Source organism: Dapis hubbardiae BLCC-M172, from assembly GCF_050016015.1.
Taxonomy (GTDB): domain Bacteria; phylum Cyanobacteriota; class Cyanobacteriia; order Cyanobacteriales; family Microcoleaceae; genus Trichodesmium.
In genome coordinates this window covers 1-18,367 of sequence record NZ_JBNHEQ010000262.1, presented here as the reverse complement: position 1 = coordinate 18,367, position 18,367 = coordinate 1, and the positions used below count along the sequence as shown (strand labels likewise).

Sequence of the window (18,367 nt, the reverse complement as noted above, 5' to 3'; positions counted from 1 at the left end):
AGCACCGGAAGTTGAAGCAGTAGCAGAAGCAGTAGAAGCACCGGAAGTTGAAGCAACAGCAGAAGCAGTAGAAGCACCGGAAGTTGAAGCAGTAGCAGAAGCAGTAGAAGCACCGGAAGTTGAAGCAGTAGAATCTGAAAAAACAGAGGATACTACATCATAAAGGCTGCTACAGTAGGTACAGATAGAGCAGCATTAGCTTGAGAATAAACCTCTTGACAATAGCAGATGAATAGGGAGTAAGCAAAATGGTAAGTTGAAAATATAAACAAATCAACAATAACTTAAAGCTATTCCCTATATCCTGCTCTCCTAATACTAATATTCTGAATCATTAAGAATATAACTAACAATCAAAAATTTTTTTTTATATACGAAACAATGGTAGATATTAACTGCCGAGGTGTAATCTTCCAAGATATTCAAGCAATCATTTTTGATAAAGATGGTACTCTAGAAGACTCCCAAGAATTTTTAAGAAATTTGGGGCAAAAGCGCTCTCGCCTCATTGATGCTAAAATTCCTGGAATAGGAGAACCTTTACTAATGGCTTTTGGGATTGATGGCAATAATATTGACCCTACAGGATTAATGGCAGTTGGCAGTAGACGCGAAAACGAAATTGCAGCAGCAGCTTATATCGCTGAAACAGGTCGAGGTTGGTTAGAATCATTAAGTATTGCTCAAGAAGCTTTTGCAGAAGCTGACCAAATATTGCCGAAGTCTACTCCTGGTGCTATGTTTACAGGCAGTCTAGAAGTTCTCAAGTATCTTTCCCAAGCAGGTATAAAACTGGGTATATTGTCTGCTGATAATACAACAGCAGTGCAAAATTTTGTCAGATACTATCAACTCAACAATTATATTCAACTAGAAATGGGGGTTGATGATGGTCCTAGTAAACCAGCTCCAGAGCTATTTTTACAAGCTTGTCAAAAATTAGGGGTTAAACCAGTCACAGCATTAATGGTAGGAGATTCTCCAACAGATATAGAAATGGGGAAGAAAGCTGGAGCAGCAGGTTGTATCGGTATTTTTTGGGGGAAACCGAAAGCTAACCACCTAAAGGCAGCAGATGTAACGATCGCTAAGTTAGAAGAAATTAAGGTATTGTGACAGATTAGTTGCATCACTTGGAAAAATAAAAATAATTATTTTTGATCGAAAATAGCTATTTTGGTGGTTGTTAATATCAATGGCAAATAATTGTTAACTGTCAAAATCCAGTGGAAATAATTTATAATTTATATATACACCAATCCTATTTTCTTCCTGTCCAACATCTTAATCTTGTCATTTTTGTGAAATTTAGGGAATAGGTAGAAGAATCCTTTGATGTCGCCTAAGTACAACGCTGGGATTGTATTAATTATTTGATTTGTGTACTTGCATACAATACTTTGCTATAATTAATTAAGTTATTAACTCAGGGACAATCAATAAATAATTGATAATTTTCTGCTTCTTCTGGTCAAAATAATTGATTGACCAGAAAATATTATGTCAAATGTGGATTATGTCAAGTAGGGTAATTTCAACCTTAATGTTGTAAACCCATACCATTTACTATATATATGGAGAATGGTATAAAAAACATAATAGCTGACTACAAACTGAGTTTTCTTTTGGATAGTTGACTTAATATGATAGCACAGAAAGTAGAAAGTAGTTATTTTGTACAAGTATTATCCCTAAGTTAAAGCTTATTACTCGCTCAAATAATTTAAGGAAAAATATAGGAGGAACTAATATTGTCTAGTCGTTACCTATTCACTTCTGAGTCTGTTACTGAAGGACATCCTGATAAAATTTGCGACCAAATTTCCGACACAATTATAGATGCAATACTAGCGCAAGATCCACAAAGTCGTGTGGCTGCTGAGGTAGTAGTAAATACAGGGTTAGTCCTAATTACTGGTGAAATTACAACTAAAGCACAAGTAAATTATATAGAACTCGCTAGAAAAAAAATTGCTGATATTGGCTATGTCTATGCGGAAAATGGTTTTTCTGCCGATAGCTGTTCAGTCTTAGTAGCTCTTGATGAACAATCAGCAGATATTGCTCAAGGCGTAGATAAAGCTCAAGAAACTCGTGAACAATTAAGTGAGGAAGAACTTGATGCAGTGGGAGCTGGAGACCAGGGCTTAATGTTTGGTTTTGCCTGTAATGAAACACCTGAATTAATGCCTTTACCTATAAGTTTAGCACACCGAGTTGCTCGCCAACTAACTGCGGTCAGAAAAACAGGTCAACTTCCCTATTTAAGGCCAGATGGCAAAAGTCAAGTCACTATTGCTTATGAAGATGGTCGTCCAGTTGGTATTGATACAATCTTAATTTCTACTCAACACACTGCTACTATTGGGGAACTTACAGAATTATCAGATATTCAAGCAAAGATTAAAGAAGACCTCTGGAAATATGTTATCGAGCCTATATTTACAGATGTAGAGATTAAACCTGATTCACAAACTCGTTTTCTTGTCAACCCCACTGGTAAATTTGTAATTGGTGGTCCACAGGGAGATTCTGGTCTTACAGGACGTAAAATCATCATTGATACTTATGGTGGTTATTCTCGTCATGGAGGCGGTGCTTTTTCTGGAAAAGATCCAACTAAGGTAGACCGTTCTGCAGCTTATGCTTGTCGCTACATTGCTAAAAATATTGTTGCAGCAGGTCTAGCAGAAAAATGTGAGGTTCAAATTAGTTATGCTATTGGTGTAGCAAGACCTGTTAGTATGATGATTGAGACTTTTGGTACTTGTAAAGTAGATGAAGATAAGTTATTAGAAGTAGTGAAAGAAAACTTTGAGCTTCGTCCCGCAGGAATTATTCAGACTTTTAACCTCCGGAAATTGCCTGGTGAAAGAGGAGGTCGTTTCTATCAAGATGTTGCTGCTTATGGTCATTTAGGACGTACCGATCTAGATTTACCTTGGGAACAATTAGATAAGGTAGAGTTATTAAAGGAAGCATTTAGTCCACAGTTAGCAACTACAGTTTAGTTAGTCTCTATAAACTTTTTTTAGGGTTTGCTGAATAAGTATTTTTGTAGGGGCGATTTCCTGAAGGAATGCTCCGCAAATGCTAATTGCCCCTAAAGAATTCAGGAGGAATTAAGATAGAGAATTATCCCTGGATTTTACCACTTTTATCTGCTCAAAATGCTAACTTTTTAAGCTTTTTAGACAGAAAATTTGAACTTTTTTTTCGCTCCTAATCAGACTAAAACTCTTACTGATAAACAAATGCTTTGAGAGTTAATTGGTCAGCCATGATTACTAATAATATTTGACTCTCAGCAACCAAAAGCGCTTTTTTCTTTTGGTTGCTAGTTTATATTTATAGCAATGAGCAACTCAACTATCAGTCATCAGCTTTTGATACCAAATTCATACATAGGCAGTTACATCTTAAAATTTGTAATTTATCCCTACAATAAAAAATTATAAATTCCACAAATTGTAAAAATTAAATCTTTTTTCATATTTTTTTTATTATTTTTTTTCTTTCCCTCCATACCTATTACCTATTCCTTGTGTCGTGACTGTAGCAAGATTTTATCAAATTGCGATTAATAGTTTAACTTTTAGTTTTGAATTTTTGATTTTTTAGTTTTCCTATACCTATACTTGACAGTTCTTTTATTTCTAATGTAGTATGAAAGTGTTACAGAGATAAAGTTTGACATCTATATTTAATACTGTCGAAAAAATCAATCATATCAAAATTAAATTGCTTAGTTAAATAAATAACAATTAACTGATATTAATCGTGCAAAAATAATAAATAATAATATGAACAATTCTCGCCTAGTAAAAGTTAGTAAGTATTTGAGTTTGGTGTTAAGACACCAACCTGAGAAAATAGGTATTAGACTCGATCCTCATGGTTGGGTTGCTATAGAAGAACTATTGAAAGCAGCTAAAAATCATAAATTTCCTATCTGGGAAACAGAACTTTATACAGTTGTAGAAAATAACGATAAAAAACGATTTTCTCTAGATCCTAGTGGTACTCTTATTCGTGCTAACCAAGGACACAGTGTAGAAGTAGATTTGCAATTAGAACCAGAAATACCTCCAGATATACTTTATCATGGTACAGTAATTCGTGTAATTGACTCAATTAAAAAGACTGGTTTGCAGAAAATGTCAAGACATTATGTTCATTTATCAAATGATATTACTACAGCTAGAAATGTAGCAAAAAGAAGAAAGGGGAAATCTATAGTATTAGTAGTAGATGCAATGGGAATGTTTCAAGATGGTTATAACTTTTACCTTTCTGCAAATAATGTTTGGTTAGTTAATGAAGTTCCCCATAGATATTTGCAAATTTTAGATACTTGAAGGTGAAAGACTGTAACGATATTTTTTTAATTTGGTTTAACAAAAAAAATTATAAGATTTGATAAGATTTGATAATTTTTGCCTCTTGCGTTTAGCACGGTAAGCATTCAGCTATTAGCATTCAGCAATCAGATGCATGAACTTATGCAAGGAATAACTGAGGTTAGGTTATAGCCAATTTCATTAATGAATTTTAATTCTCCTTGGTATATAATTCCCCTCTAGTATGATAATAAGTTAACAACAAATAGCTGATAGCTGTTAACGCAGTTCCTCCGCAGGAGGCTGGCTGACTGCTGAATGCTTACTTAGCATGAGTGCCCATATTTAGCTATTAATTTATCATAATTCCTTTATGAAGAGCAAAAAAAAGAAGATAATAAAAGTAATCAATTAGCCATCAGCAAGCAAGTTAATCGGAAATGGTACAGGTGATAAATATTATCTTAAAAGAAAATTTGTGTACTATGTAGAACTTGAATAAACTATGGGAACAGGATACTTCGACAGTAAACAAAATAATCCTCAAAATAAAGGATTACTAGGAGCAGGTTGGCGACCACTTTACCGAGAATTTGATTGGGAATATCTATGGCATTTATTATCTAATGACCCTTGGGAAGTTAGCAAAAAAACTCTTGATATAGCTAGTGATATTGCTGATGCTTTAGGTCGTAATCAATTTCCTTGGTGGGCGAATATATTAAACATTTTTTCAGAAAGTACACGATACGAATTTGATGAATTTTGGGATTATATAACTCCTCAACCTCCAACTCCAGATTATCGTTATAAAGATTTATTGAGCATAGAAACTCCAGTTACACGAACTATTACAAGAGAAAGTATTCCTATTGAATATGCTCTGAATAGACTTCAAGAAATTACTATTTTTAAAATCCTTGACTTATTGGGTAAACCTGACATAATTACCCAATCATTTATGGAAAGAAATTTTTATTATCCGACAGAAAGATTTATCAGTTGGGAACGGCTAGAAACTTTAGGTACAGTATATAGCTATTGGTCAAAATATTGCTGTTGGCTACAAATAGAAACTTATGATAAAGGCAGACGTTACTATAGCTTAATTTCTAAAGATATAGCACCACTTGTGAAGAAATCTACTTACAATATGGCAGTTATGGTAAGTGGTTATCAATGTCGTATAGGGCAAGTTCAAAGTCAATTTCCTATTAATACATTTCCTCAAGATATTCAAAACTTTACTGATACAGTACAACAAGAAATTTTGGCACAAAATCAACTAGCTATATTAATAAGTGGAGAACCAGGAACAGGTAAAACAGCTTGGACTCAAGCAGTAGCAAAAGAGATTTTAGTTCCTTTAGGATATGTAATTTTTATCTTAGATCATGATGCAGTAGAAAATTTTGTACCACCAACATATTTAGAACAGATTTGTTTGATTATTAATGAGGCGGATAATTTAGCTCAAGATCGCTCTTTAGAAGTGGCACAAACTAATAGTAAAACAGAACATATTCTCAGTTTGTTAGATGGTACTTTATATCAAAGCGTAGTAGATGAATCTGGAATTAATCATCAGCATAAATTAGTTGTTTTAATGACCTGCAATACTAAAGAAAGATTAGACCCCGCAGTTTTACGCAAAGGTAGAGTAGATTTAATGTATGAATTTACTTACCACTTTGTTTAGGGGTTAGTTTTGGGAAAAAATATTAATTTACATCCTATCTGAAATAGTTTTTGAAACAGTTTAATACTAATCTATTTTCCCTATTCCCTAAATTCCTAAAGCATTTTACCTCATCAACTCCAAAAATGCTGTAATCTTCACACACCAGGAATGAATTTATGTAACTGAAAATTTATTGAACATCAAATAAATATTAAGAATATTTAGCATTGTAGTTTGAATGACGTTAAAATAATTAGAAGAATTATTCTGGAGTAAAAAACGTAGTCGTTAATACCGTTTATTATGCTCTACTACTTGATTTTTTTTTAAAATCATAACCTTGGCCGAGATTTGCGTTTACTAAAGTGGCTTAGTTGAGTCATATTTATGTATATCAACAGTAGTGGTTATGATTAGATATTCATCTTAATTTTTATTTAACATTTAATCAAAAAATAGTCGATTTTACAGCCATTTAACCCTATCTAATAATTAAACTTAATCTGGCTACTATGTGTACAAGCTATGTAGCAAATAGGAAATAATTTTGGTTATGATTATTTTCCTGATTCTTATTTATTTAGGTAGCATAACTAAATTCTTCATCCGAAATATCTTTAGTATAAGAATTAATCCAAATCAAGGTTTTACTATTGGCATTTATAGACAAGTTAGTGTTAGAAATGTGATAGTCGAGGGAATAGTAATTATTTTTAAACCCCCCTTATTTGCCACGATGAGATTATGCACCAGTTAATAACACAAATAGCAAACCAGAGGGAGGAAATCCCAAAAATGAAACAAAGGCCAATAAAAACAACCATCTATAATCATTCAACTCCTCCTCTAGGTCATCAATATCCAGAAAAACATGGAACCTACAATCAACTTTGCCAATTCATCAAACATATACCTGCTGCTATGGCAATGTTAGACCAAGAAATGTGCTACCTAGCTGCTTCTGGTATGTGGTTACAATATTGGCAACTAGAGTCTAATGAAATTATTGGGAATCCGCATTACCATATATTCCCTAATCTCCCATCATCTTGGCAGGGACAAGCTGAAAAATGTCTGGTAGGAACTATTGGCCAATTTGAGTTGGAACATCCAATGACTGCTCCTAATGGCTCAATACTATGGGTAAAATGGAAAGTCAAACCTTGGTATACAGATGAAGGTATTATTGCTGGTCTAATTATCTCTACAGAAGAAATAACTCCTGAGAAACAACTACAACAACAACTAGAATTAACTCAGTTAGCAACTGATAATGCTGCTGATGCTATTTTTTGGATAACTTTTGATGGACAACTGTGCTATGCCAATAAAATGGCTTGTAGTTTTCTAGACTATTCTGAATCTGAATTACTTCAGCTAACAATTTGTGACATTGACCAAGAATTATCCAGGGAAGTTTTGCCAACCCATTGGCAACAAGTTAAAAATCAAAATTCTCTGAGGTTTGAGTCAAATTATTGTACTAAAGAAGGTCGTATTTTTCCTGTAGAAGTCAATGTAAATTATTTAGAATTTAATGGTAATGAATATCAATGTGCCATTGTGCGTGACATTTCTTCGCAAAAGAAAATTAATCTAGATTTACGAGAAGCTAAGGAACAATTCCAAGCTGTTTTAAATGCTGTACCAGGGTTAGTGTCATGGATAAGTGCAGATTTACGATATCTAGGAGTTAATAAACATTTAGCTAATTCCTACAATTTACCTATTGAAGCTTTTCTTAACCAAGAAGTAGGATTTTTACAGACTAGCCCAGAATTTAATAATTTTGTTTATGACTTTTTTGCTAAGGCAGATTTGACTAATGTTAGAGAAGTAAAAGCAAATCTTAGAGGAAAAACTAGAATTTATTTAATAGTTGCTCAGAAATATTATCGGCATAAAGCATCATTACCAACGGCAGTTTTTGTCGGTTTAGATATTACAGAACGTTTGGCAATGGAAGCTTCACTACGCGATAGTCAGGAAAAATTTTGCCAACAAGCTAATCAATTAGAGCAAACTTTACAGAAACTAAACTCGGCTACGACTAAATTAATTCAAAAGCATAAAACTTCTATCTTAGGTCAAGTTGTAGCAGGTGTTACCCATGAAATTAATAATCCTGTTAATTTTATTTCTGGTAATATTGGTTTAGCCATAAATTATGTTCAAGATTTATTGTGCTTGATAGATATGTATCAGCAAAATTATCCTCATCCTCTGCCAGAAATTGACTCAGAAATTGAAGATATAGAACTAGATTTTATTAAAGAAGATTTGCCAAAATTATTAGGTTCGATGATGATAGGGGCAGAACGAATTAGAGATGTAGTTAGATCGCTACGACAGTTTTCTGGATTAGAAGTAGAATCTATAAAAACAGTAGATATTCATAAAGGATTAGACAGTACACTTTTAATTTTGCAAAATCAGTTTCAAGGAAAAGGGAATTGCCCTGATATTAATGTGGTTAAAAAGTATGGTAGTTTGCCCTATGTCGAGTGTTATCCTGGAGAGTTGAATCAAGTATTTATGCAAATTTTTACTAATGCTATTGATGCACTGGAGGAAAAATACCTAAATTTAAGTACAAAAAAAATCAATCTTCAAGCATTTGAACCAGAATTTTTAATTACTACAGAAGTTAAAGATGATTATATAGTGATTGCTATTGCTGATAATGGAATAGGCATGGTTGAAGAAGTATATGGTCGAATATTTGAACCTTTATTTACTACTAAAAAATCAAAAAATAGTATTGGTTTAGGCTTGTCAATTTCCCAAGAATTAATTGTTGATAAACATCAGGGTAAGTTATCTTGTAAGTCTCTGATTGGAGAAGGAACAGAATTTGTGATTGAAATTCCCATTAAGCTTTCTCACTCTAGTAGGCAATGAAAATAAAAATGTATTTTTCAGGATTTTATACCAATTCCCAGGCATTAATGCTATACTTGGGTAAGACTTCATTTATTAATTAATAACTACATATCAAATCTTTTTTTTGCTAGTTGTAGCTCATTTAATATTAATTATTGTTATTTTTACTTCTCCTGTACGGACGCCCTTATGCAACGTCTCTACCCACTCCCCTGCTCTACAAAATGTAGAAATGTTTTTGAGAAATGGTATTACTAGGTAAGCATTAAGCTATTAGCAGTCAGCAATAAAAATGAAACATTAATGACATCTATTAATATCATTATCTAAGAGATTGAATGTATCAGCAAATATAAAAAGGAGATAGGGAACACTTAACTGGGAACAGGTATGGAAGTCCGAAGAAATACAAGGGCAAATATTTGTCGCTATTAAATCTAGGAATATATGTACTGAATACTTCTCTATCTACCTTCTTTCAATCCCTTGAAGTATTACCGCTTTTAGATTTTAGTCACTTCGCGTGCTCTCTTAATAATTATTTTACTCTCCAGTCTCTAAAATTTTTCCTCAAAAAATGTAGAATTTGTTCAGTAGATAGGGTGCGATAAACTGATGTGCTTTTGCCAATATTTTTAATTATCGCTCAGTCTCTCAATATTGATTCAGATTTTATCTAACCATCAGCTAATGCCTGATAACTGAAAGCAGTTTGTGCAGAATATTCAGGAAATACTGACTTTAAGTATAATCATAATTAATCAGTATCTAATAGGTTTAAATAGTTACAGAAAAAAACATTACTGGAAATAATTTAAGAGAAATTTTTGACTATAGCTAAGACAAAATTAACTGTTAAGAATCCAACTCCTAGGAGGAGAATAAAAAACAATATTACACTAAAAATAGACTTGATTTGTTTCATTGGATTAACCTGATTTTTTTGGAGATTATAGGGTAATTTAAAACTATAGTTAGAGAAGATTGTAGGTTATAGGTTTCAGATTAATAGTTTAATTCGGGAAATGTCAATGGTATAATATTACTCGTATCCACAAAGAATTATAGATAGTGCCGATACTTCTAGAATGAATAGAATGAAACAGAAAATGCTTGTGGACAAATGTTACTAAATATGGAACGAAATCGAGATTCATTGCTAAGGAGAGCTGTGAAGCAAACTTTTGACAAAAAGCATTGGCTCAATTTGGCAGAGTATGCTTGTATAATTGGTTCGGCATTGGGTGCTTTTGGGGTGGCAGCTTCAGGACAAGCATTTTACGCAGTAGCTCCTATGACATTGGCCATATCTCTGAATGTGGCTAATAGATACCGATTTGAACAGCAGATGATATTATCTCAAAAGTCTGAGATAGGAGAAATTCAAAGCTCAGTAGAAAAGCTAGAAAAAAATGCTGTAAAGGTAATAGTGAAACTACGTCAACAGCTTTCTACAGAAATTGAATCAGTTCGTGAAAAATTCTCTACTGGATCGACACAAGCTGTAGACTCAGAAATACAACAGCAACTAAGTGCATTAGAATACTCAGCCTCTTCTGTACAGAAAAGTTTAGCATCTGTAGATAAAAAAGCTCTGACTACAGATGATTGGGAAATAGTAAATGGCCGTCTTTTGGTAATTGAGGAAGCGATCGCCAATCTGCAAAGGGATATGGAAGAGTTGGCCAAGGAACCTCAAGCAGATATATCTCAACTTAAGGCCAAAATTGACGATCTGGAAATAGAAAATACACAGGTGGTGAAACCTCACTTGAAACGCCTGATTACACTTGTGAGGCAATTACAACATACAAATTATTCTAGCCAATCATCTCATCAGTCCCTAATTTCCAAACAACCTGTCAGAGAAGTTAGAGGGGAGTCGGTAAAACAATCTGAAGGTAGGTTTTAAAATAATTAATAATTAATAATTGAAGTAGCACTCAGCACTCAGCACTCAGCACTTCAGCAATCAGCTTCTAAAGGTGTATAATTGAGGATTAATCCCCCCCTAAAAAAGCGCACCACTAATTTTTTAAACTCTTGTGTAAGACTTAAACCCTCGAATTTTTAGCGCTCCTGCTAAATGCTGTTTGCGGAGAATTCGGTTAGGAAAAGCTGATAGTTAGCTAATAATTACCTCTTCTTATAAAGAAGATAACTGAGCTAAAGGAATTTTTTTTTCTCCATGAATGGAGAGGCTTTATACCTGAATTTTTCAGTAAACTATACCATAAAATTAGGTCAATATTCTCCTTTTCAAAGGGGATAAAAAAAAAGAAAATTCAGTATTTCAAGCTTTCCTATTCCAGGAGATACTGATAACTGTTTAGCGTTCCGCACAACTTTCCGTTCCGGAATGCTCCGCAAACGTTAACGCGGAGCGACATGGAAAGCGGAGCAGTCCGTCAGGATAAAACGCAGTTACGACCATAGGAGGCTAACTAATAACTGAAATGACTGAACCGTTTACCCTAATATTTGATGTTGATGGCACCTTAGCAAATACAAAACGAGATGGCCATAGAGTTGCTTTTAATCAAGCTTTTGCTGAAGCGGGGTTAGACTGAGAATGGTCAGTTTCTTTGTATGGAAAATTACTAACAGTCGCTGGTGGCAAAGAACGGATTAACTTTTATATTAATCAGTATCAACCAAAGTTTTCATCATCACTTCCACTTCCAGAATTAATTTCTAATCTACACAAAAGTAAAACAAATTATTACCAAAAATTATTAGGAACAGGTGCTATACCATTACGCCCAGGAGTAAAAAGATTATTACAAGAGGCACGAACTAATAAAATACGGTTAGCGATCGCTACTACTAGCGCTTTACCAAATTTGACAGCATTATTAGAGCATACCTTGGGAAAGGAAAGTATTTCTTGGTTTGAAATAATTGCTGCAGGAGATATAGTTCCGGCAAAGAAACCTGCACCAGATATTTATTATTATGTGTTAGAAAAAATGAATATTCAGGCAGATAATTGTATAGTATTTGAAGATTCACATCATGGTTTACAAGCTGCTTTGCAAACAGGATTAAAAACAATTGTGACGGTTAATGATTATACTCGGAATCAATATTTTACTGGGGCGACTCTAGTATTAAATCATTTAGGGGAACCAGAAAAACCATTTACTACTCTAAGTGGAGATACTAAAGGTATAACTTATTGCAATCTAAAATTAATACAGTCTCTTTAAATAATGGATAATTGATAATGGATAATTGATAATGTTAAGAATATAAAAATTGCTTTTTCGTGTTTGAATAAGCTTTGAACTTCTGGTATAGGTTGTCATTTCAGTTATCAGTTAGCCTCCTATGGTCGTAACTGCGTTTTATCCTGACGGACTGCTCCGCTTTCCATGTCGCTCCGCGTTAACGTTTGCGGAGCATTCCGGAACGGAAAGTTGTGCGGAACGCTAAACAGTTATCAGTACCTCTGGCTGTTAGCTCCGCATTCCGCAGGAAAACCAGAGCCTTGAAATACTGAAGTTTATTTTCTTTCATCCCCTTAAAAGGGGAGGCTTGAGACCTGATTTTTTGGTCATTAATCAATCATTATATCATGTTGGGATAATGAGTGATAAAAAAAATTTTGTTTGTAGAATTGCTCTAGCCCTATCTATCAGTTCGGGCTAGAGCAAAACTACAAGCTTTAATTATAACTATTCAACCGCACATTATATTATCAATTAATGAAACAAATTCTTATTTGAGTAAATTCTCTAATTTAATTGGTATTATTCATAACTTTAAACACCAAAAAATTAATCAATTTAATTATTTGTCAAATAAAATATGATTTCTTTTCTAATTACGCTACAATATTTAAATACAAAATAAAATGATGAGGATATCAAGATAATCCGCGTATGAGCGCTAATACAACACTTACAAAAAAAACATTACTAATTGGTAAAGGATTACCTCCTTTTGAGTCTATCAAACAAGAAGATGTAGTACCTGCAATAACAGAACTACTGACAGAATTAGAACAAGAACTAATCAACTTAGAAGCAACAGTAAAACCGACCTGGAATGACCTAGTAGAACCTCTACAAAAATTAGAAGACCGTTTAACTTGGAGTTGGGGAATAGTAGGACATTTAATGGGAGTTAAAAATAGTCCTGAACTACGAAAAGCTTATAATGAAGTACAACCAAAAGTAGTAGAATTTACTAACAAACTAAATCAAAGTCAACCTCTTTATCAAGCCTTTAAAAATTTAAGCAATAGTGATAGTTGGGAAAACTTAGATTCAGGACAAAAACGCATAGTTGAATCTGCCATCAGAAATGCAGAACTTTCAGGAGTAGGTTTAGAAGGAGAAAAACGAGAACGCTTCAATGCCATTCAACTAGAACTAGCAGAACTTTCTACCAAATTTTCTAATAACGTTATTGATGCAACCAAAGCTTTTAGCTTAACCTTAACTAAAAAAGAAGAAGTAGACGGTTTACCACCCAGTTTATTAAGTTTAGCAGCTCAAGCCGCCAGAGACGATGGAGCCGAAAACGCTACTCCAGAAAACGGACCTTGGCGCATCACCCTCGACTATCCTAGTTTTGTACCCTTTATGCAGCACAATAAAAAACGGGAGTTGCGAGAAAAACTGTATAAAGCTTTTATTAGTCGTGCTTCTGGTGAAGAATTAAACAACTATCCTTTAATTGAACGCATTCTGGAGCTACGGCAACAAAAAACAGAAATTTTAGGCTTTAATAGTTATGCAGAACTAAGTCTCGCTAGTAAAATGGCTCCAGGTGTGGAAGCAGTAGAAAAATTATTGGAAGAATTACGCAGTGTGAGTTATGATGCTGCTGTCAAAGACTTAGAAGAGCTTAAAGCTTATGCTGGTAGCAAAAATGCTCCAGAAGGAAATGACTTTAAACATTGGGATCTGAGTTTTTGGTCAGAAAGACTGCGGGAAGAAAAATTTTCCTTTACAGCAGAAGAGTTGCGACCATATTTCCCACTACCACAAGTTCTAGATGGGTTATTTAGTTTGGTCAAGCGGATATTTGGTATTAATATTACTGCTGTAGATGGGGAAGCACCAATATGGCATGAGGATGTGCGTTATTTCCAAGTTAGTGATGAAAATAAAACACCTATTGCTTATTTTTACCTTGATGCTTATAGTCGCCCCGCTGAAAAACGAGGTGGTGCTTGGATGGGTGACTGTATCAACAGGGCTAAAATTGTCGAAAATGGTAAAACTACTGTACGTTTACCTGTAGCTTATTTGCAATGCAACCAAACACCACCTGTAGATGGTAAACCTAGTTTGATGACTTTTGGTGAGGTAGAAACTCTGTTCCATGAATTTGGGCATGGTTTACAACATATGCTGACAAAAGTTGACTATGCAGGTGCAGCAGGTATTAATAATATAGAGTGGGATGCGGTGGAGTTGCCTAGTCAGTTTATGGAAAATTGGTGTTACGATCGCTCCACTTTATTCGGAATGGCGAAACACTACGAAACAGGGGAGACTTTGCCAGAACATTATTATCAGAAGCTTTTGGCTGCTAGAAATTATATGAGCGGTAGTGGGATGTTGCGTCAGTTGCACTTTGCTGTACTTGATATTGAACTTCATCACCGTTATCAACCAGGTGGGGAAGAAACAGTGGTGGATGTGCGTAAGCGTGTTGCTGAAACTACTACTGTTTTAAAACCGTTGCCAGAAGATTCATTTTTATGTGCGTTTGGGCATATTTTTTCTGGTGGTTATGCTGCTGGTTATTACAGTTATAAGTGGGCAGAAGTATTGAGTGCTGATGCTTTTGCTGCTTTTGAAGAAGCTGGTCTGGAAAATGAACAGGCGATCGCTACTTGTGGTAAGCAGTTTAGGGATACAGTTTTAGCTTTGGGTGGTAGTTTGCATCCGATGGAGGTGTTTAAAACTTTCCGAGGTCGGGAACCTAATACTGAACCTTTGTTAAGACATAGTGGTTTGGTAGCTGCAGCTTAAGCTGTAATCTCAAATCCGAATAATTACTATAGCTTGCGTCCGCAGCGACTGAAACGGAGTGGAAGGTTTGCGGAGCATTCCGGAACGGATAGCAATCTCAGGGTTTGAGAAGATTGCTTCCTATCGTCGCTGCGGACGACTGTTTAAGCGGATTCTATATAAGAAGGGTGGGGATGTTGCATTCAACCTCCCTACGGAATCGGAAAATAAGTGATCGCTTATTTTCCACCAGTTTCCTACTGACTACTGAATATTTATAGCAGTAATATTAAATCTCGGTCTAAAAAAATATAGAAACCGGGTTTATATGAAATGCTCGACTAAACTGACATCCGTTTCCCATAAACCCGGTTTCTTAAACACTCCAAAACCAAGATCGCTATAGAAATACAATTAAAAATTTATTGAAGATTTAGACTGAACATTCTCATCCTCTTCTATTAACACTGAAAATTCATACTCATATCCACGGAGATTAGAACCTAATTGTAAAGTGTATACCCCACTCACAGCCATAATACCTGTCCATTCTTTATTACCTTCAACTGCCATAAGTTTGCCATCAGGACCAATAATTGTGGGAAAAACATCTCCTGAATTTTTGATACTGAGGGTCTGACCTTGAATCATCCTAACCCGGTAGTTATGACTACCACTACCAATAATCTCACCTCTAACAATAGCTGTGTCGCTTTCTGGGGAAAAAGTAATAGTCTGATCTACACTCGCGCAGGTGCTACGAGTTCTGTTTTTAGCAACCCAACCTGTAACAGGATTACTAATTTGTAGCCAACCAGATTGTTCATCTGTAACAGAAACAAAGGCATTATTGTTAAGTTGACCAACTATATTACCTTCTTTAACTTCTGGACTTCTACGAACATTCAGAGGTGCTTCAGGATCGTCTACTACAGCCATAACTATTTTGCATCCTGATGTTGGTGGTGTAATCACAACTGGACTAGATTTTTGACTAGCTAAATCTGAGGAGTTAGGAGATGAAGATGAAGACTTTTCTTGACTTAATTCTACTGTAGCGGGGTTATCAGCACCGTCTAAGTGGAAGGAATCTGCTAAAGCACCACCTTGAGAAACTTGAGCATGAGCAAATGTACTAGCAACAACAAAAGGAATAGCAGCGATGGAAGCAATGATTTGGTTTTTCACGGTTTGAAATGTCTTGTGTTTGAACTAACTGTCTTAATCATCTTCGTTTTTTCTGGTAATGGTTGTGATTTGTGAGCAAAATTCCAGTGATTTTTCGGTTGTGTTTGAGTGATAAATAAAGTATTGATAGAGTGAGCGTAAGTGGATCTAAATGGTGAAGTAGATAAGTAATTCTGGTGATGAGAGTCACAGCGGAGGCTTTGCATTAGTTGCTATTGAATTATAGCGGTTTATGATATAAGGACGTTGCATGCAACGTCCCTACGGAATCGGAAAATAAGCTATCGCCCATTTGTTTTCATTTTTCATTTCCACTTCTAGCATTCCGCTTTTTGAGACGCAGACTTACCCAAATCATTTGTTTGAGAGCTTCAGGTACTTCTGGATATAACCCCTCTGAAATTTCTTCAAAAGTTTTGATTGACCCTGGATAAACGAAAACCTGCCATCCTTCTTTAACAAGGCAGGCGTTTATAGCTGACTCCTCAAACAAGTACGTTATGGCCAAGTGCTTTTGCCTCAGTTCCTCCACTTGCTCTGCTTCTATCAATTCCCCTCGGTTGAGATATGCCTCAGCAAAGGAGTTTACCATGCTTTGAAAAGATTGGTTTTTTTGATAAAGGTTCTGAAGTTCCTCATAATAAATACTAAAGTCCGATCGCTTTAGGATTTCTGAAGTCCTCTTAAGCTCAAATTGACAGCTTTCAGAATATTCCTCAAACAGCAAACCATTTTCATTAACAAACTCCTCTCCAGTACGAATTGCCTCTAACCAAGCTTCATCTCCTTCTATCCCTTGTCTAACCTCCATTGTTAGTCGATATATACTATCGGTAACCAGCACTAGGCAAGTCTTAAAATTTTCGCTAATCCATTTGATACAAGCTTCAATTCGCTTGGTATCAGTAAAATTTTTGCTTCCCAAACTAATTCCAAAAACGCACTTGTCATAGTTAAACAGGGAGCTACGCAGACTATGAGGATACACTTTCGCTAAACTTGCTTTATACCAATCAACTAGGTTGATATTAGCATTATTTGTCAAAAATAACTCCCTTCTCTTAATACTTATAGTTTTGCTTATTTTCGATTTAAGTAAGTTTAAATTCTCTAACGAAAGCTGACTCCAGTCAAAATTTTCAATTATCTTTTCTTGGTCTATATGACTACTCATCCTGTTAGATATTTTTGAGTACAAGAGGATTTTGATATATTTAGTCATAAATCAACTAGATCAAAATCCTCTATAAATAAAGATATCAAGTATAATTAAACATCAGTTTCAAATAAAGCAAGTCGCAGTCGCTCACTTGCATCTTCCATTTCAGCTAATGACTCAATACTAACAACCATACTACGCTCAATTCCCAAAATTTCTGCTGCTTTAGCCACTGCTGCTTTTTCTTTTTCTTGGTAAGTACCATCAGCTCGACTCATCTTTATAGCTTGATACAACATAACTCGGCGAAAATTCATCGGAAAGTCGTAGCTGATACCACTTAATAACTCTTCTATGTTTGCATTTTTCCAATCGAATTTACGAAGCGTTTCAATGTATTCTTGAGAATCTACTGTTAATAGTTGTTGTTCATCAACATACCATTGAAATTCTTTTTCTGCTAACTCACCATCGGCACCAGCGATCGCCATTAATGCACCAGCGTACTTCACTGCTACATCAAAATCAACTGGTGCAGTAATGTTATATTTATATTCAGCATATTTTGTTGGCTGGAGACTTTTTCCACTACTCATATTTCAGTCCTGTAATTTTTTGCTGTAACTTCTTTATAGATTGATTCACTTTGTTAACCGTCTAATAAAACTTTAGAAAATCTTTACAATTCAATATTTGATATTGAACGACTAATATTTATTTGTTGTAATCTGATGTCCAGATAATAAGTCCAGTAGGGTGCGTTTCCCTGCGGGACATGTTTGCGGAGCATTCCGTCAGGAAAAAGCAAAGCGTAACGCACCGTTTTCATAGCATAACCCACTCCACAAATTACTTGGTAATCAATTTCTTAAGATGATTTTTGAATTAATAGTGGTGCGTTACGGCTAGCGCCTTTCATGTTGCGCAGCAAAACGCACCCTACTAGACTGATTTGAATTAATAGTGGTGCGTTACGGCTAGCGCCTTTTTCCTGACGGAATGCTGCCCTTTCCATGTTGCGCAGCAAAACACACCCTACTAGACTGATTTGAATTAATAGTGGTGCGTTACGGCTAGCGCCTTTTTCCTGACGGAATGCTGCCCTTTCCATGTTGCGCAGCAAAACACACCCTACTGGACTGATTTG

Annotated in this window: 12 protein-coding genes; 8 read left to right on the top strand and 4 right to left on the bottom strand. The window is 35.0% G+C overall.

Annotated features, from left to right (window positions below; translation table 11 throughout):
• Window positions 1–381: 381 nt before the first annotated feature.
• From ACP6PK_RS24290 to ACP6PK_RS24255, 8 genes are all read left to right on the top strand, one after another.
• Window positions 382–1,116, top strand: a complete 735-nt coding sequence (locus ACP6PK_RS24290) for an HAD family hydrolase (RefSeq protein WP_426563401.1) — start codon at window positions 382–384, stop codon at window positions 1,114–1,116.
• 635 nt (window positions 1,117–1,751) lie between these two features.
• Entirely contained in the window at window positions 1,752–3,011 is a 1,260-nt protein-coding gene (metK, locus tag ACP6PK_RS24285) for a methionine adenosyltransferase (protein ID WP_426563399.1), read from the top strand.
• Window positions 3,012–3,803: 792 nt separating this feature from the next.
• Window positions 3,804–4,358, top strand: a complete 555-nt coding sequence (locus ACP6PK_RS24280) for an RNA 2'-phosphotransferase (protein WP_426563397.1) — start codon at window positions 3,804–3,806, stop codon at window positions 4,356–4,358.
• Window positions 4,359–4,845: 487 nt separating this feature from the next.
• Complete coding sequence (locus ACP6PK_RS24275; protein WP_426563395.1) at window positions 4,846–6,039, top strand: AAA family ATPase; 1,194 nt, start codon at window positions 4,846–4,848, stop codon at window positions 6,037–6,039.
• Between the two features lie 777 nt (window positions 6,040–6,816).
• Window positions 6,817–8,922, top strand: a complete 2,106-nt coding sequence (locus ACP6PK_RS24270) for a PAS domain-containing sensor histidine kinase (RefSeq protein ID WP_426563393.1) — start codon at window positions 6,817–6,819, stop codon at window positions 8,920–8,922.
• A gap of 1,117 nt (window positions 8,923–10,039) precedes the next feature.
• Entirely contained in the window at window positions 10,040–10,816 is a 777-nt protein-coding gene (locus tag ACP6PK_RS24265; protein ID WP_426563391.1) for a hypothetical protein, read from the top strand.
• A gap of 673 nt (window positions 10,817–11,489) precedes the next feature.
• Window positions 11,490–12,113 carry an HAD-IA family hydrolase gene (locus ACP6PK_RS24260; protein WP_426563389.1) on the top strand — a complete coding sequence of 208 codons (624 nt, stop codon included), beginning with the start codon at window positions 11,490–11,492 and terminating at the stop codon, window positions 12,111–12,113.
• Between the two features lie 675 nt (window positions 12,114–12,788).
• On the top strand, window positions 12,789–14,894 hold the full coding sequence (locus ACP6PK_RS24255) for a M3 family metallopeptidase (protein WP_426563387.1): 2,106 nt from the start codon (window positions 12,789–12,791) through the stop codon (window positions 14,892–14,894).
• Between the two features lie 393 nt (window positions 14,895–15,287).
• Here ACP6PK_RS24255 and ACP6PK_RS24250 read toward each other — a convergent pair whose 3' ends face one another.
• From ACP6PK_RS24250 to ACP6PK_RS24235, 4 genes are all read right to left on the bottom strand, one after another.
• Window positions 15,288–16,061 (bottom strand): SH3 domain-containing protein, encoded by a 774-nt coding sequence (locus ACP6PK_RS24250; RefSeq protein ID WP_426563385.1) that lies wholly within the window; start codon window positions 16,059–16,061, stop codon window positions 15,288–15,290.
• A 298-nt stretch (window positions 16,062–16,359) separates the two neighbouring features.
• Window positions 16,360–17,235: a tRNA-dependent cyclodipeptide synthase gene (locus tag ACP6PK_RS24245; RefSeq protein WP_426563383.1), complete on the bottom strand. Its 876-nt coding sequence runs from the start codon at window positions 17,233–17,235 to the stop codon at window positions 16,360–16,362.
• A gap of 95 nt (window positions 17,236–17,330) precedes the next feature.
• Window positions 17,331–17,816, bottom strand: coding sequence for a tellurite resistance TerB family protein (locus ACP6PK_RS24240; protein WP_426563381.1), 486 nt, complete (start codon window positions 17,814–17,816; stop codon window positions 17,331–17,333).
• 272 nt (window positions 17,817–18,088) lie between these two features.
• A partial coding sequence (locus ACP6PK_RS24235; RefSeq protein ID WP_426563379.1) for a hypothetical protein occupies window positions 18,089–18,367 on the bottom strand: 279 nt, incomplete at its 5' end.

Bases quoted from the DNA above. Each gene is read 5' to 3' on its own strand.
- ACP6PK_RS24290 (WP_426563401.1), top strand. From the start codon at position 382: ATGGTAGATATTAACTGCCGAGGTGTAATCTTCCAAGATATTCAAGCA.
- ACP6PK_RS24280 (WP_426563397.1), top strand. From the start codon at position 3,804: ATGAACAATTCTCGCCTAGTAAAAGTTAGTAAGTATTTGAGTTTGGTG.
- ACP6PK_RS24275 (WP_426563395.1), top strand. From the start codon at position 4,846: ATGGGAACAGGATACTTCGACAGTAAACAAAATAATCCTCAAAATAAA.
- ACP6PK_RS24270 (WP_426563393.1), top strand. From the start codon at position 6,817: ATGAAACAAAGGCCAATAAAAACAACCATCTATAATCATTCAACTCCT.
- ACP6PK_RS24265 (WP_426563391.1), top strand. From the start codon at position 10,040: ATGGAACGAAATCGAGATTCATTGCTAAGGAGAGCTGTGAAGCAAACT.
- ACP6PK_RS24255 (WP_426563387.1), top strand. From the start codon at position 12,789: ATGAGCGCTAATACAACACTTACAAAAAAAACATTACTAATTGGTAAA.
- ACP6PK_RS24245 (WP_426563383.1), bottom strand. From the start codon at position 17,235: ATGAGTAGTCATATAGACCAAGAAAAGATAATTGAAAATTTTGACTGG.
- ACP6PK_RS24240 (WP_426563381.1), bottom strand. From the start codon at position 17,816: ATGAGTAGTGGAAAAAGTCTCCAGCCAACAAAATATGCTGAATATAAA.